This is a genomic window from Pectobacterium peruviense, assembly GCF_003312355.2.
In the GTDB taxonomy this organism is placed as follows: domain Bacteria; phylum Pseudomonadota; class Gammaproteobacteria; order Enterobacterales; family Enterobacteriaceae; genus Pectobacterium; species Pectobacterium peruviense.
Genome location: NZ_CP161826.1, coordinates 589,003 through 604,562, shown reverse-complemented (window position 1 = coordinate 604,562; position 15,560 = coordinate 589,003). Strand labels below are relative to the sequence as shown.

Below are 15,560 nucleotides of genomic sequence, written 5' to 3'. Positions count from 1 at the left end.
ACCGATATTACGCACGAGTTCTGATTAGGTAATCAAATGCGCTCAAAGACGCTTTTGCTCCTTCACCCGTCGCGATAATGATCTGTTTGTACGGCACCGTCGTACAGTCGCCAGCAGCAAAAACCCCCTTCACGCTAGTTTCACACTTGGCATCGATCTCAATTTCACCGATGCGGTTTCTGGCGACGGTACCTTCCAGCCAGTGGGTGTTAGGCAACAAGCCAATTTGCACGAAGATCCCTTCCAGCGGTAAATCATGTACCGTGTCGGTAATACGATCTTTGTAGCTCAGCCCCGTGACTTTCTGCCCATCGCCTTTCACTTCTGTGGTTTGCGCATTCAGAATGACGTCAACATTCGGCAGGCTGCGTACCTTCTCCTGCAATACCGAATCCGCTTTCAGTTCTGGTGCAAACTCAAGCAGCGTGACATGTTTCACTACGCCAGCCAGATCGATAGCCGCTTCTACACCGGAGTTTCCCCCACCAATCACCGCAACGTGCTTACCTTTAAACAGCGGACCATCACAGTGTGGGCAGTACGTTACGCCACGCGTACGATACTGATCTTCACCAGGTACATTCATGTTCCTCCAGCGCGCACCAGTCGCAATGATCACGCTACGTGCTTTCAGCGTCGCGCCGGATACGGTGATCACCTGATGCGGTTTACCTGGTTCGCCGCCGGGAATTAAGGCTTCTGCACTCTGTGCGTCGATAACATCGACATCATAGTCGTCAACATGGCTTTTCAACGCGGTCGCCAGTTTGGCACCTTCCGTTTTCGGGACGGAAATATAGTTTTCAATATCAACGGTATCCAGCACCTGACCGCCAAAGCGTTCACCGACCAACCCAGTGCGGATCCCTTTGCGCGCCGAATAGACCGCTGCTGCCGCACCTGCTGGGCCGCTGCCGATGATTAACACATCATAGACGTCACGCTGGTTCAGCTTTTCAACCTGTTTAGCACCCGCATCAGTATCAATTTTAGTCACAATCTCAGCGAGGCTCGTCCGCCCCTGACTGAAGTGTTCGCCGTTCAGGAAAATGGTGGGAACGCCCATAACATTACGGCTTTGAATCTCATCCTGAAACACACCGCCGTCAATCGCGGTATGGGTGATATTTGGATTCAGAACCGCCATTAAATTCAGCGCCTGTACCACGTCCGGACAGTTGTGGCAGGACAGCGAGTAATACGTTTCAAAGTGGAACAAGCCGTCAAGATTGCGGATTTGATCGAGTAATTCTTTCGCTTCTTTCGACGGATGGCCGCCCACCTGCAATAACGCCAGAATCAGGGAGGTAAATTCGTGTCCCATCGGTGCGCCGGCAAAACGCGGGCCGCTTTGGGAATCTGGATTGGTAATCAGGAACGAAGGCTTACGTACTGAGAGATCGTTCCTTTCAATAAAGCTTACCTGATTAGACAACTCGGCGATCTCGGCCAGCAAGGTTCTGACTTCAGCAGATTTAGCGGAATCATCCAGAGTCGCAATTAACTCAACAGGTTTGGTTAATTTTTCCAGATAGGCTTTCAACTGGACTTTCATCGTATTGTCGAGCATCGGTCGTCCTTAATTAGGCAAGTTGGTACAAAGGCAAAATCGTGTAGCATGCTGGCCCGAAAAGAAGCCGGGCCATAAAAATCGGGTGCATTGCACCCGACAAAAATAGCCATGTTTTCCACAGCTATGTTTTCCGTGGTGTTAGCTTAGATTTTGCCAACCAGATCCAGAGACGGAGCCAGCGTAGCCTCGCCTTCTTTCCATTTGGCTGGGCACACTTCGCCTGGGTGAGAAGCCACGTACTGCGCCGCTTTCACTTTACGCAGCAGGTCAGAGGCATCGCGGCCAATGCCTTCCGCCGTGATTTCTACCGCCTGGATGATGCCCTGTGGGTCAACGATGAACGTACCGCGATCGGCCAGACCTTCTGCTTCGCGCATGTTTTCAAAGTTACGCGTCAGTTGACCCGTTGGGTCACCGATCATGGTGTATTTGATTTTGCCAATGGTTTCAGAGGTGCTGTGCCACGCTTTGTGCGTGAAGTGGGTGTCGGTGGAAACAGAGTAAATTTCCACGCCACGCTGTTGGAATTCGTCGTAGTAGTCAGCGACATCACCCAGTTCGGTCGGGCAGACAAACGTAAAGTCAGCCGGATAGAAGAAGAACACGCTCCATTTGCCTTCGATGTTCTTCTCAGTTACTTCGATGAATTGACCGTCTTTGAAAGCCATGTTTTTGAATGGTTTAACTTGGGTATTAATTACTGACATCACTTTATCCTCATGTGTTTTCGCATGTGGCTAAAGTACAGAAATGTGATCGCTATCACCAATCCGTTGTCTTTATCGAATCAATAAGTAATACCTAACTTGACACCGAATCAGGGATACGTGATTTCCATATTCTGCTCGCCGATTCTGACGGTCTTGAAGCGCGGCGTAACAACCTCAACTTCACCGTCCTTAATCAGCTCAATCAGGTGCTGCGTACTTATAGTGCCAAACAGGTTGGCTGCAATCTGCCACTGTCCTTTTTCATCGCGAGCAAGGATCTTGCCACCGCCCCCCCAGCCAGCCCGAGGGAAAATGAGCACTTCGTTATGGCCATCACCTGTCAAATCAATCGCAAAGAGCAGGCAAGCCTCCTCTCGGCATCGGTTACCCAGATTGTTGCCCTGCAACATGCTTTCGACCCCGTCTTCCAACGGCCCTACCCATTCAACCTGAACAGGTTGCACTTTTGCCGCTCGCCCCTGCAACCGATCGCGTAGTGCCTGACGCCCTGCTGCATCCAGTATTTGGTCCTGCTCCAATTCTTTAGTCAGCCAGGTTAACTGCTTCCTGCCTGCCATTCCCAGCCCATCGCGCAGCGCCCACAGATCGAACTCATCGACCGGCGTTTTTCCACTAAGCAGGCGCTGAACCTGATTTCTCGCGCTAAACGCCTCTGGGTTTAACAACGGCGTATGCAGCAATATCGCCAGAACGCAAATGACGGCAGCGAGCAGCGGATTGCTCATGCACAAGTGCCCCAACCAGACATCTGAGCGACGAATGACGGCCCACACCATCGCCAGACTGTAAAGCATCACGACTGCCACCACGAAGATCGACTGAAAGCGGAAAGGGGTCAGGCCATACTGTTCGATGCGCAGCCAGCTGGAATAGCCCGCCAACGCGACCAAAACAGGCAGACACAGCACGCTGACACTAACCAGCACGCGCAGCATCGTCGGATAAGTGCGCCCTTCGTTATCATCCTGGGATGTACAGTTGATCAGAAAGAGATTCACGCCCACCAGACACAGCAGAATGAAGGCGGAACGACCGGTATTCCATATTGGCTCAAGGCCGCTAAAAGGCAGCGTTAAGGTGAAAATCACCGTGATCAGCGCACTAAACGGCAACAGGAAACGGCACGCCGATAACAGGATCCCACGCAGCAACCCAATCACCGCTTCCTTGGTCATTCCGATATACATGCCGATAGAAAACACCACCGGCAAGAGCAGCATATAGAATCGATAATGACCGAAGACTTTATTAACCTGCGGGAAACCCAACATGTTAAACAGCATGCCGCACAGTACGAGCAGCAGCACGACTACCAGCACTAATAGCCAGGCCAATAGCACAGTAAAAATAGCGATCCAGGCATGTTTACAGAGTGCTTCATAGGACGGCCATCGCCCTTCCTGAGTTGGCCAACAGCAAATAAACGTACAGCCGATATAACCGAGAAGGATGCCACACAATATCCAGGAATCCAGCAGCCGGAATAACCCATTTTCATAAAGAACCCAACCGCTGATTGCGGTCATCAGCACGGTTAGCACGCTGGCCAATAGCCACGTCTTTTTCAAGAGGAGAGTACGTTCCAGCAATTGCAGACTGATTCCGCCAACCGTCGCCATCGTGATCAACATTGCCTGAAGAACGCCTTCCTTCATTTCCAGCGCGGCAACAAGCAAAAGCCCCTGGAGCAGGCCAATAACCAGATAAAACGTTAACGATGGGGAACGGACAGGCATGGCAAATCCTTTTGTCGATAGCAGTAAATGAACGACCTACTTTAGCATCGAATTTATGTAACTTGAGTGAATAGGTCTCTCTTCAACTGATTCACGCGCCCTTCCGCTCTATCCCCATTTTCAATGTTCATACCAACGTCACCGTTTAGTCATTTGCAATCAGCAGATAGTTAGGGAATCAGCACTTCACCCGCTTCCAGCCCATAGATTTCCACGCCCTGTGCCACCGATTTCCCCAACGTCACATTGATTCTCTTTGGCGGAACATCGGCAACCGGACGATAAATTACATAGGTATCGCCCTTCTCACTGGTATGTACAGCCTGTGCAGGTACAGCGATACCTTGCTCATTACGATAGACAATAATAGCCAGCCGTGCGCTCATGCCCAGCCTAATGTTTTGCTTTAAGTCCGCCAACGGTGTATCAAGCGACACCACCACATCATAGTAAGCACCGCTGCCTGATATATCAGCAGCATTGGCCTGCATATCAATCGCAGCAACCTTTCCTGTGAGCGTTTGTCCGGCAAAACCATCCCCGCTCACGTTAACCGCCATTCCTTCTTGCAATTGATGCAGGTCAGTCTCTTCTATCCGAGTCGCCACCTGAAAATGGTCCTGCGCAATGACACTAAACAGCGGCGCACCTTGGCTAACCAGCAAACCGGGCTGGATGACCACAGGCTTACCGTTATCAGGTGTCGCCGGACGCACCACAAAACCGCTAAACGGCGCCTTGACGGTCTGTCGTTCGACCTGAGCAGCCAGCGTCTGATAGCGTACCTGTGCGTTGGTCAACTCCATCTCCGCAATCTTGCGATCTTCACCGTTCCCACGCGCCAGCACCGTTCGCAGTTCCTCTTGTGCCGCAGCCAAATCTTGCTCCTGTGAGCGAATTTGCTGCTTTAAGGTATCAACTTCCATACGCGCGACGATGCCACGTTCAAACAGCGCCTGTGTATCCCGCAGATTGGCTTGCGTATTGCTAAAAGTAGATCGCGCTGAGCTTACTGCACGTCGTGCACGTGATACCTCAGCGCTTTGCTCCCACTGCCTAAGCGATTGCACCTCACGCTGCGTCTTGAGCACTTCAGCCTGCGACTGACGTAACTGAATCTCAATTTGCCCAGGATCCAGAACCAGTAACGTTTGCCCTTGCTCGACGCGTTGTCCCTCACGCACCAGCACTTCACGGATAACGCCTTCAAAAGGAGCTGCCAGCGTTGTCTGCGTCGCGGCTTGGATTCGTCCAACCAACCCTAATTGATTCTCCAGTAACTGCTTATGGACGGGCAACCATTGCCCCTGAGGAGCGTTTTTCTGCTCACCCAAACGCCCTGCCAACAACCAAATGAGCACACTAAATGCCGCGATCAGCGACAATATAATAAGGTGACGCCGACGCAAGCGAGACAGAAAGTCATACCTAATCATTGAGTGCAATATCCCAGCTTTGTAATGTGGTGCCCAGCGTCTCATCCAATTCAGCCTGCGCATTGAGATAGCTGATAAGAGCATTAAGACGAGCGTTTTCAGCGTTGCGTAAATCGTTCTCGAAGCTCAGCACTTGAAAGTTACTGGAACGCCCAACTGTGAGTTTTTCTCGTTCAATTTCCAGCTTACGGCGTGATAAATCGCGCGCACGTTGGGAGATCTCAAACTGCCGCCAGCGCGTACCAATATCACGCACTGCATTGGTGACATCACGCTCAAGCTGCTGCCTGACTTCATCCAACTGAATGTGCTGGTTACGCACATTGACTCGCGCCTGTACCTCAGCCTGACGCGTACTCAAATCACCGATAGGGATCTCCACCTGAACGCCGACATAATTCTCCCAGGTTCGCGAGGTGCTGCTCTGTGCTGCGCGGTCGCGCACCTGACTCGCTCCCCCAATCAACGACACATCCCACAGGCGATCATTACGAGCCACCGCCAGCCCGAGCGCCGCCTGTTCGTTAGCGATGACTTGCGCCAGATAGGCAGGCCGCGATGATTCAGCTTGTTGTAACGCCTGTGCAGCGTTGACATCAACGCGCTGTGCTTGCATGGATTCCGTTGCCACAATCAGAGAATTTAAATCCAATGCCAGTAGTTGCAGCAACGCAAGGCGTGCCATGTCCAGCTGGTTTCTGGCTTCTTCATACGCCAGCTCCTGCGTGGCAACTTCAGCCTCTGTCTGCACAATTTCAAATTCAGCCATACGGCCTGCGTCAATCATCGCACGGTTGACGTCGACCAGTTGTCGCGCACGCGCTAATGCATCACGAGCGATTTGCAGTTGTTCTTGCGATCGGAGCAGTTCCCGATAGGCGGCAATAGTCTGCGTAATGGTCTGCGAAACGGTGGATTTTAGCGCAAGGCGATTCAGTTGCTCAGTCAGTTGTGCAATACGAACCGGCGCGGTAGTGACGTCTTTACCGGCACCGCGTAGCAAGGGTTGAATCACAGAGAGGTTGGCACCATCGTTGCGCGACAATCCGGCGCTATCAGCCAGCGTGTGGCGGTAGGTCCAGCCAAGGCTAAAACGGGTGCCATAAGGCGTGAGCAATGTCGATGTCGGCGTCAAATTGCCCTGCCGATAACGATCGCTTTGATTACGATTGGAAAGATAGCTGCCCATCAGCGACAGTTTGGGAGTAAAACGATCTTCCGCAACTCGAAGATCAAATTTCTGCGCGATACGATCCAGATAGGCGCTACGGATCGCTCGATTGTTACGTAAGCCTAGATAAATGGCATCACTCAGCGTGAGGTCGATAGTTTGTGCATTCAGCGATGTGACAACCGCTGGCTGCCCCTGTCGCGTTGCCTGAGAAGGATTCAAAGACGTTTCTGCATATCCTTCATGAGCAGAAAACAAAATAAGTAAACACAGGATAGATTTACGCATCGCGCAGCGCCTGTACAGGTTCGAGCCTAGCCGCCGTCATCGCAGGATTAAGCCCAAAAAACAGGCCGATCGCCAGTGAGCTGCCAATACCAAGGGGAAGTGACAATGCCGAGAGCGAAAACGCTGACCAATCTGAAAAAAAGACAAACAGCCACGCCGCTACGACGCCACATGCCGCCCCAATCAGGGCTCCACAAGCGGACAGCACAACAGCCTCCATTAAGAACAGCCCAGCAATATCGCGCGGTCGCGCGCCCAGCGCCATACGAACACCGATTTCACGACGTCGTTCAGACACATTCATGACCATGACGTTCATTACCCCGACTCCACCTACCAGCAGAGAAATCCCTCCCAGCCCGGCCAACAACCATGAAAACATCCGCGACTGCTGCGCCATTCCTTCCAGCAACTGCTGTGGGATTTGCACATCGATATCCAGCTTCGGCATAAGAGGCGCCAAATAATCCTTTAACCGTGAACCGGTTTGCATCAGCGTGCCACTGCCGCTGCGTGCAATCACACTGACGATCTGTGGCGTTGGCATGATACGGCGCATACCTGAGATAGGCATCAGGATAGAGTCATCAACCGAGACAGGAACCAAAGGATTGTGTCCCTGCGGTTGCAGGGTTCCCACAATCTCAAACAAATATTCCCCCACCTGCACGCGCTCGCCTAAAGTAGCCATGCCCCCCTGCGATGCCCATTGCGCTGCAACATTCGCACCCAGCACGATGTAAGTACTTTGCTCATCGAAATCACTCAGGTAGCGACCTTGCGCTAGCGTCAACCCTAATACTTCAGACAATTCAGCCCTGCTGCCCACAACCATGGTACTCAGTGAACGGCCACGCAATCGCGCCTCAGTGGAAGTAACAATTAACGCGGTTGCCGCCTTAATATCAGGCAGATTCCGTCGCAAAGCGGGGATATCCAGGTCAGTGGGAGCCAAACTGGTAATATGCTTTCCTACTCGATTCTGAATAGTGGCGACCAGCAGGTCGCTGCCCATGCCTCTGAATACTCCCAAGGCTTCAGCTTCCGCGTTATGCCCAATGTTGAGCAAAGCGACAACAGAACCGCACCCCACGGCGATCCCCAGTAGAGCCAGAACCGCACGTCGCCCCAGAAGAATGAGGCTGTTCAACGGCTCAAGCAGACGCTGTTGCAGCGAAGGACCATAGTGGGATTGCTGGGTCTGACGCGCTTGTATTCGTAAACGAGGGTCAGACATGCTTCACCTCATGGACTCGACCATCTTGCACCTGAATACGCCGAGCCATACGACAAGCCATGCCTTCGTCATGCGTCACCATCACGAGCGTCGTACCCTGTTCACGGTTCAGTGCCAGCAATAGCATGATGATGTCATCAGCCGTTTGGCTATCAAGGTTGCCAGTCGGTTCATCCGCGAGAATAAGTGCAGGTTCGCCAATCAGTGCGCGTGCAATCGCGACCCGCTGACGTTGGCCACCAGACAAGTCGGCTGGCCGATGGTGGCTTCGCTCAACAAGGCCGACACGAGCCAGTTGTACTTGCGCGGCTTGGCGAGCGGCCTGCCGAGACACGCCACGATAGGTCAAAGGAAGTGCGACGTTATCCAACGCATCCAGACGCGGCAGCAAATTAAAACTTTGGAAGACGAAACCAATAACTTGGTTGCGCAGAATGGCGCGCTCATCTGCATTTGCCTGAGTCATATCTTTCCCGGCAAGCAGCAAACGCCCGGAAACGGGCTGATCGAGTAAACCGATAATATTGAGCAAGGTACTTTTGCCAGAACCCGATGCACCAACGATAGCGCAGCTTTGCCCAGCAGGAATGGACAGTGAAATATCATGAAGCACCGATTGAGAAGAAGCACCGGTACTGTAGGTGTGTGAAATGCCTTGTAAACAGATCAGATCCGTTACTCTTTCATCAGACATCCTTGCCTCTTATTGATCCCCTAGAGCATCACATTAACTGAATTATCCTACTGTTTGTGCTTTAGGAAAAGCCGCCTAAGACGCTTTCTCCGTCATTGCCCGATTTTCAGACCATAACGGCATCGTCAATCGATACAAGCGCCAAGTAAAGATGACAATGCCTCTAGTGACTTAACGACCATGACAGCAGAAGACTTTAATAGTTTTAATGTGACGATAGCCAAAGTGTTAGCACACAGGTTTCAGAAGGTTAATGGTGATGTTTAACAGAAGTACTATTTAGCGCGTGGAAATATCGACGTTTAATGAGGTTAAACGAAATAGCAAACAGTGATAAAACCGGATGTCAGATTAAGAAAGGGAGAGTAATGAAGACGATGAAGAATTTTGGAGCGGGAAACGAGACTCGAACTCGCGACCCCGACCTTGGCAAGGTCGTGCTCTACCAACTGAGCTATTCCCGCATAGAATCGGATTTATTATCTTTTACTTTCAGCAAAAACAAAACCATGCTGAAACCAAAATTAATTTAACCCTGTTAAATCGCATGTAACCTAATGAATTGTATCACTATTTACCAATAAACGATTCAACGGTCAGCATTATGTACCAATCAACCTAACGTGGCAAGCCCTTTTCACTGAAAAAGATTGCCGTACACGTGCAGTGTCGATCGGCTCCAGAGCTATGGAGGCGAAGCCATAAGCCCGCCTCCACAACCGGCCGCCTGAAGTCAGGCGGTCAGATCTTTCATTTGCTTGCGTATCAGGATTTTACGCTTTTCAACAAGTTCTGCTTACAAATGTGCCCGAAGGTGACATGAGTGACATTATCCCCACCAACACCAGACCCTATCTGAGCAGGGATTTCAACACGCCATGCTCCGACATCATAGGTTGTGCTCCACGTATTGATATAACCTTGACTGTGCTCTTGGAACTGCGTCGTATAATCGGCATGGCAGGTATCCAACTTCACAATCCCTGAAGCATCACCGTTTGCGTTGGTCGTTATGCTATGAAGATTGCTTTCATCAAACACCAATTCACCATTGCTTTCTCGCTGATCGAGATAAAGATTCGCTTTAATATTGGCAATACCCACTCCCGTTGAATCGGCAGCACGTACACGCCAGGTAACATCGCGATAGGCTTGTGTCGTCATAAATCCAAAAGCTGTTGGTGCCGCATTTGGGATACGCAGAACATTACTTTCTCCCTCAACAGAGATAGAACCTGCAGCAATTCGGGAGCCTAGCGACAAGCGGTAAACCTGAGAGACTGTTGGTAATCTTGATGGATTCGGCAACACTCGCACCAAAATTTTATCATTGGGCTGAGAGGGAACAATGCTATATCCCTGTGCGGTATTACGCGTTGTCCAGTTATTTCCGCCGTCAGTAGAAGACGCCAGTAACCAATTATTATTCGTTCCGCTATCAACGCCATCAAGACGCAGAAAAACCTGTTGGCCACGTATTGCGGTAAATGTGTAGTAATCCGCATCAGAATCGCTATCAGAATTACCGCCAATTAGATTTAAACCATCCGGTAAAGGATAGGCCAGCGAAGGAATATCATTTAACTCATAAGCATCTATATTCGTATTAACGATAGCGCCAAAATTAAAACCAGAACCATCCGCTGTCTTGGCTTCCATAAACCAATAGTAATGTCCCGGTTGTGTTAAATTCAGCGTAGCCTCATCAGCATTCCCCGCTTGATCAGAATAATTAATTGCCGTCACATTATTCTGGCCATCGTCCCGCATCAAACTGAGAGCAATATCGGTTTCAGGACTCATTCCTACGGCGAAAGCAGTTGTTTTAGAACGCTGGGTGATTTCGAAATGATAGCAGGCGCTCCCCCCACTTTGCAGCCCATCCAGCGTATAAATGGAGTTTACTGCAAGCGTTGGACACAGCGGGGTAAAGGAACTGTCATTGGCCAGAGCCTGACTGCTGGATAACGACTTTTTTTGTGCACTTTTGTCATCAGCCTGCGCCGTTGATGTATTAGGGGCAATAACGACAACCCCCTCATTTTCGGCTTTGTGGAATTTATAATAACTCCCGGCATCCGCTTGAATATTATTTGGTGCATTAAAGAGAGAAACCGTGCCTTTTTTTTGCAGTTTCCCGATATCTTTCACTTCAACAGAAACGCTGGTTTCTGCAAGCGCAGAGCCCATGCAGAACACCAATCCGGCTGCTGCGAGGTATAAATTTAAACGATGATATCTCATCCCAATATTTCCTTATTTTTGAGCATTCTCAAATAAAAAGCAGACTTATTATTTATAAATTAACAGATACTGAATTTTGAGCGAGAGTAGTATTACATCGACACACTACATAATCTCAATGAATTTTTACAAAACATTTAAAATGAAATCACTCCAAATGATCGAATTGCAACAATCATTAATAGCAATTAATTCAATCATTTTAATTTCATAAATAATAATTTAATACTCGCGATTAAAATTGACCTCTCCACAGAGCGGATTATCAGCATGAAAGCTGAGAGACATTATAAAGCGGAGAGACATTATCCAGAAATAATCGCTTGGCACCATCTGGTGCCAACAACGTGAAGAGTTCCACGCCTTGGAGTGAACGGCTCTCATTACTCGTGCTGTAGAGGTCTACGATGAGTCGACCTCTACATTTAGCATCACTAGAAATGCGATAACCTATTTATAGAGTTGACTATCCCACGTGCTATCCATCGCTTTTTTATGGATCCCACCGGCATCTCCATCATGAGTCGCGAAGCTAGATAAGTATCTGGTTAAGAACTCGAGTCCCATATCGATGGTTTGCCCATAGGTATCTCGATTAAGCGTTACGTTGGGTTTTAGTCCAAGGCGACTATTAAATTCCGCAATCTGGGCATCCGCCAGTTGATTAGCTAATGTAACCATTCCCTCAGAATCATTCAGCGCCTTTTCCAAGCGATTAATTTGTTCCCGGTTCAACCCATCAGCTTGCGTCACGAATAACGTTCCATCTTTATTTACACTAAAGCCGAAAAATGCCCCCTGTAAATCAGGATGCTCTTCAGCAAGCTGATCAAGAAAGGATACATACGTTTTATTCATTTGTTCTTGTACAGCGATACGATGGAGAATTGCCTCATCGGATTCACGAATACGATGATGTCCAGCAATATACTCCTCGATATTAATATCCGCAGAGGCTAATTGACTGCGTCTGGCCAGTTCTTCTTCACCAGGTTGAACAACACTCGCCCCTTCAGTCGTTCTACGCTGCTCAGGTGTCGCACCATCCAACTTCTGTTTTGCGACTTCAGCCTGAAATTTAGAGAGCGCTTCCGGACTTATCTCTACAACCTGACGCTCACTGGTTTCTCCCGTTAATACGGCTTTATTATTCGCGACATTCTGTTGTTGAGTCTGGCTATTCATCGCTAGATTACTTTGCCCTGAATGCGCCACTGTGTGCGGTCCAAATGTAGAAATACTATTCATAATACCATTTGCTCCTGTGTGTCATAATTTTATGCTGTGCGACAAGGTTTCCCTGCAAATGTACTCAATGTGACATGAGTAATGTTTTTTCTCCTGCACCAACATCTTTCTGAACTGGGCCACCAGCACACCGTAAAATATGCTAACCACCGAATATAGATATATCGCGATAGGTTATCTCAATATTCACTTATCTTTGAGTCAGCCTAATAAGGGAGTTTCCCCTGAACGCAGCACTTGGAACCCGCTACATTAGGACTGCATTATGCAATCCCAATATAGTCTTAACGGTTATTTTTCAGAATTCTTTAGAATAGAGCTATCACGAAATAATTATCAATAAAATTAATTCAACACTAATAATATATTTAATACTCGCGACTAAAATCCACCTCTCCACGCAGCGCATCATCAGCATGAAAGCGAGCGTGATTATCCAGGAATAATCTTCCCATCAGCCCCGGGACCATCGGTCCGGCAATGTGTGCCGTCAGCGTCAGGTTCGGTGTTTTCCAGAACGGGTGGCTATACGGCAACGGCTCTTGCCTGAAGACATCCAGCACCGCTCCCGCAATCTGCGCATCACGCAGCGCAGCTTGCAAATCATCATCAACCACGGCGCTACCGCGCCCGACATTGATAAACAGTGCAGAAGGCTTCATGGCCGCAAACAAATCAGCATCATAGATATCAGCAGTTGCCGCGGTATCTGGCAGAAGGTTGATGACATAATCAGCTTCGGGTACTGCGGCTGGTAATTCCGCCAGACTCATGATCCTTTTAAAATCAGGCCGATGCCTTGGCGTACTGACGATGCCGTATAGCTCGACGCCAAAAGGCCGTAGAAAACCAGCGACTTCACAGCCGATCTCTCCCGCACCAACAATCAGCACGTTTTTATCCGCCAGCGACCCCGGCAGGCGATGATCCCAGCGCCGCTCTTCCTGACTGATTTGCCGCTCCCCCAGACGCAGTTCATGTCTGAGCATATAGGCAATCACATATTCGGCTATCGGTTGCCCAAACACGCCAACAGCGCGGCTTAAACGATAATCGCGCGGTAACCCATCAGCCAACAGCGGCTTGAACCCTGCCCAAGTAGACTGTAGCCACTTTGGTTTGGCTCCCTGAGCCAGTAATGCTGCTGCGGTGTCAGGTTCGCCCAGCCAAATCGGACAACTCGCGGCCTGCTCTGCCGTACCGTTTGACAGCACCAGCTCAAGCTCCGGTGCTCCATGATTTAAGATGGAGCCGATTTCATCAGCACGCGAGTCCAGCAGCAGAATAGCAGTCATAAGCACGTTCCTTTACGGAGTGAGGCACCTGCGCTTCACTCCAATATTGTCGTCATTACATTTAAGATTCGGCCGAAGCCTGAATGAGCGACGTTAATAACGCGCCGCGCTTCGCTTCCGATTTTTTCGCCAGTGCGGCGAGCTTTTTGGCATTGCCCCAGATGAGATACAAGATATGTTCTATCACCGCAGGTTCTCGCTTCCGCACCTCTTCGACCAGTTGTTCGAACAAGGCATCATCTTCTAGCGCGGGCAACATGTTCAACTTTAGGCTTTCCGGCGCGTGGCTCAGACAGGCAACCAGTGTCGCCACGTTCTGTGCCGTCACACCATGCTTATCGAAAAATGCACGGATAAAGCCACCGTGTACCGATTGGTGCTCGTCATCCACGCTTTCCATATAATCTTTTACCAGCGGGAAATATCCTGCATCGGTCAGACCTAGCCCAAACACCGCATAGCTTCCCGGCATGCTGCACTTCTCGCCTTCCGAATCGGCGTACCATTCAAATTTCTCAATCGCAGCACGAGCATAATCCTCAAGAAGCGGATAGGTCGACGCATACTGCAACGCGTTAGCAAAAAAGCGATGGGTATCCGATTTTGCCAGCCCTTTGATGGGAAGGTACTGCCGTGCAGACGATTTCAGGACAATCTTGTAACTCTTTGGAAAACCGAGCGTCAGTAAACGAGTAATGAAAAGCAGCGCCTGCTCATACGCTTCGGCGCTTTCCTTACGAACACGCACCGTGATGGTAGAAAACACATCATTCGCCACGCATTCCACCCATTCATTCTTCAGGTTGATCTGCTCTTGTTCAAATGTGCCGCTTCCCTCTTCCATCATGCTTACCGCACGCGGGTAGCCCAACTGCTTCGCGATATCCAGATATTCCAGCGCCTGAGACTTACTGTAGGAAGGTTCATAACGCAGAATCATGACTGCCGCATAAAGCACTAATTCAACGGGGTGAAGCGTTTGTGAATCCTGCACATCCAATGCGATACCGGGCTTGAGGGTATAGATTTCCGGTTCGAAAAAATATTCGGGCTGGGACACGTCGCAATAGTGCAACAAAAACTGCTGATCGACCCATTCTTTTAACGCACTGACGATTCTGCGCCGATGCTCCGACAATTCCGCATGCCCTGCATTTCGCTGCTGAATTTGTTCAAACTGAGTGATGATCCAGTGGATATCCTGCGCGGGAAAAAGCTGTACATCAAGCAGGTGACGAGCCAGAAAGAAAGTTTGCAGCGTCTCAGTCGGCGCAGTGCCGTGGGTAAGATGCTGATCGATATAGGCGTGAATAGACTCAAGTAGCTGCTGTTTTTTCACCTCGTTGGTGAACGTAAATAGCGTGACCAGCAGACGACCTTCGATCGCCGGAAGCACAGCACGGAAGCAAAATCGGTAGTCAATCACCGCAGTATCTGCGAGTTTCGCAACCCGCTGGGCAATAGCCTGAGTCAGCGCAGGAACCACATCTTCCTCGATCTGCACCACACTCAACTCCCCTTTTCGGCTACCGGGCGACAGTCCGTCAGCGTCACTTTTCGATTCAGAGGATATCGACGTCCGGCCCGGCGCATAATCCAGTACCACATCGTTATGGATACCCGCTTGCAGCGTGGTGCGCGATACGATCTTATCAACACCAACTCTTTTCTCCAGCGCGTCAAACCATTCGCTGATGACCTTAAGCGATTCATCCCGCAAAGGCAGTTCGTGTTGTGGTGATACCCCGGTTTCGTTTGAATGGCTATCCGTCATTTTTCTCTTTTTCCTTTTTATCGCAGATGAAACTTTGCCCCAAAAAACAGTATTGATGATGCTTACCAACCGCCAAAGGTAGCACGAAGCGCGCTATTTTTTGCCTTTCTCGCTATTCCATTACGGTGAAATA

At 49.9% G+C, this 15,560-nt stretch carries 11 protein-coding genes and 1 tRNA gene; all 12 read right to left on the bottom strand.

Annotation, left to right across the window (positions count from 1 at the left end; genetic code table 11):
* Nucleotides 1-7: 7 nt before the first annotated feature.
* The 12 genes from ahpF to DUT67_RS02730 all read right to left on the bottom strand — a co-directional run bounded on the left by ahpF (nucleotide 8) and on the right by DUT67_RS02730 (nucleotide 15,427).
* Nucleotides 8-1,570, bottom strand: coding sequence for an alkyl hydroperoxide reductase subunit F (gene ahpF, locus DUT67_RS02785; RefSeq protein ID WP_113633175.1), 1,563 nt, complete (start codon nucleotides 1,568-1,570; stop codon nucleotides 8-10).
* Nucleotides 1,571-1,716: 146 nt separating this feature from the next.
* Nucleotides 1,717-2,280 carry an alkyl hydroperoxide reductase subunit C gene (ahpC, locus tag DUT67_RS02780; protein WP_048262565.1) on the bottom strand — a complete coding sequence of 188 codons (564 nt, stop codon included), beginning with the start codon at nucleotides 2,278-2,280 and terminating at the stop codon, nucleotides 1,717-1,719.
* Between the two features lie 110 nt (nucleotides 2,281-2,390).
* Nucleotides 2,391-4,040: a DUF4153 domain-containing protein gene (locus DUT67_RS02775; protein WP_113633176.1), complete on the bottom strand. Its 1,650-nt coding sequence runs from the start codon at nucleotides 4,038-4,040 to the stop codon at nucleotides 2,391-2,393.
* Nucleotides 4,041-4,210: 170 nt separating this feature from the next.
* Nucleotides 4,211-5,476: an HlyD family secretion protein gene (locus tag DUT67_RS02770; protein WP_113633177.1), complete on the bottom strand. Its 1,266-nt coding sequence runs from the start codon at nucleotides 5,474-5,476 to the stop codon at nucleotides 4,211-4,213.
* Nucleotides 5,469-6,935 carry a TolC family protein gene (locus DUT67_RS02765; protein WP_113633178.1) on the bottom strand — a complete coding sequence of 489 codons (1,467 nt, stop codon included), beginning with the start codon at nucleotides 6,933-6,935 and terminating at the stop codon, nucleotides 5,469-5,471. Before DUT67_RS02765 ends, DUT67_RS02770 begins: the two co-directional genes overlap by 8 nt.
* A complete protein-coding gene (locus tag DUT67_RS02760) occupies nucleotides 6,928-8,172 on the bottom strand; it encodes an ABC transporter permease (protein WP_113633179.1) in 1,245 nt (414 codons plus the stop codon). Before DUT67_RS02760 ends, DUT67_RS02765 begins: the two co-directional genes overlap by 8 nt.
* Nucleotides 8,165-8,866 (bottom strand): ABC transporter ATP-binding protein, encoded by a 702-nt coding sequence (locus tag DUT67_RS02755; RefSeq protein WP_113633180.1) that lies wholly within the window; start codon nucleotides 8,864-8,866, stop codon nucleotides 8,165-8,167. The genes DUT67_RS02760 and DUT67_RS02755 overlap by 8 nt, the downstream gene beginning before the upstream one ends.
* A 388-nt stretch (nucleotides 8,867-9,254) precedes the next feature.
* Nucleotides 9,255-9,330, bottom strand: a tRNA-Gly gene (locus DUT67_RS02750).
* A gap of 301 nt (nucleotides 9,331-9,631) precedes the next feature.
* Nucleotides 9,632-11,110 carry a hypothetical protein gene (locus DUT67_RS02745; protein ID WP_113633182.1) on the bottom strand — a complete coding sequence of 493 codons (1,479 nt, stop codon included), beginning with the start codon at nucleotides 11,108-11,110 and terminating at the stop codon, nucleotides 9,632-9,634.
* Nucleotides 11,111-11,560: 450 nt separating this feature from the next.
* Nucleotides 11,561-12,358, bottom strand: a complete 798-nt coding sequence (locus tag DUT67_RS02740) for a hypothetical protein (protein ID WP_113633183.1) — start codon at nucleotides 12,356-12,358, stop codon at nucleotides 11,561-11,563.
* Between the two features lie 368 nt (nucleotides 12,359-12,726).
* Nucleotides 12,727-13,653, bottom strand: coding sequence for a D-2-hydroxyacid dehydrogenase (locus DUT67_RS02735; RefSeq protein ID WP_113633184.1), 927 nt, complete (start codon nucleotides 13,651-13,653; stop codon nucleotides 12,727-12,729).
* A gap of 61 nt (nucleotides 13,654-13,714) precedes the next feature.
* Entirely contained in the window at nucleotides 13,715-15,427 is a 1,713-nt protein-coding gene (locus DUT67_RS02730; RefSeq protein ID WP_113633185.1) for a DUF6138 family protein, read from the bottom strand.
* Nucleotides 15,428-15,560 lie beyond the last annotated feature (133 nt).

Bases quoted from the DNA above. Each gene is read 5' to 3' on its own strand.
- ahpF (WP_113633175.1), bottom strand. From the start codon at position 1,570: ATGCTCGACAATACGATGAAAGTCCAGTTGAAAGCCTATCTGGAAAAA.
- ahpC (WP_048262565.1), bottom strand. From the start codon at position 2,280: ATGTCAGTAATTAATACCCAAGTTAAACCATTCAAAAACATGGCTTTC.
- DUT67_RS02775 (WP_113633176.1), bottom strand. From the start codon at position 4,040: ATGCCTGTCCGTTCCCCATCGTTAACGTTTTATCTGGTTATTGGCCTG.
- DUT67_RS02770 (WP_113633177.1), bottom strand. From the start codon at position 5,476: ATGATTAGGTATGACTTTCTGTCTCGCTTGCGTCGGCGTCACCTTATT.
- DUT67_RS02765 (WP_113633178.1), bottom strand. From the start codon at position 6,935: ATGCGTAAATCTATCCTGTGTTTACTTATTTTGTTTTCTGCTCATGAA.
- DUT67_RS02760 (WP_113633179.1), bottom strand. From the start codon at position 8,172: ATGTCTGACCCTCGTTTACGAATACAAGCGCGTCAGACCCAGCAATCC.
- DUT67_RS02755 (WP_113633180.1), bottom strand. From the start codon at position 8,866: ATGTCTGATGAAAGAGTAACGGATCTGATCTGTTTACAAGGCATTTCA.
- DUT67_RS02745 (WP_113633182.1), bottom strand. From the start codon at position 11,110: ATGAGATATCATCGTTTAAATTTATACCTCGCAGCAGCCGGATTGGTG.
- DUT67_RS02740 (WP_113633183.1), bottom strand. From the start codon at position 12,358: ATGAATAGTATTTCTACATTTGGACCGCACACAGTGGCGCATTCAGGG.
- DUT67_RS02735 (WP_113633184.1), bottom strand. From the start codon at position 13,653: ATGACTGCTATTCTGCTGCTGGACTCGCGTGCTGATGAAATCGGCTCC.
- DUT67_RS02730 (WP_113633185.1), bottom strand. From the start codon at position 15,427: ATGACGGATAGCCATTCAAACGAAACCGGGGTATCACCACAACACGAA.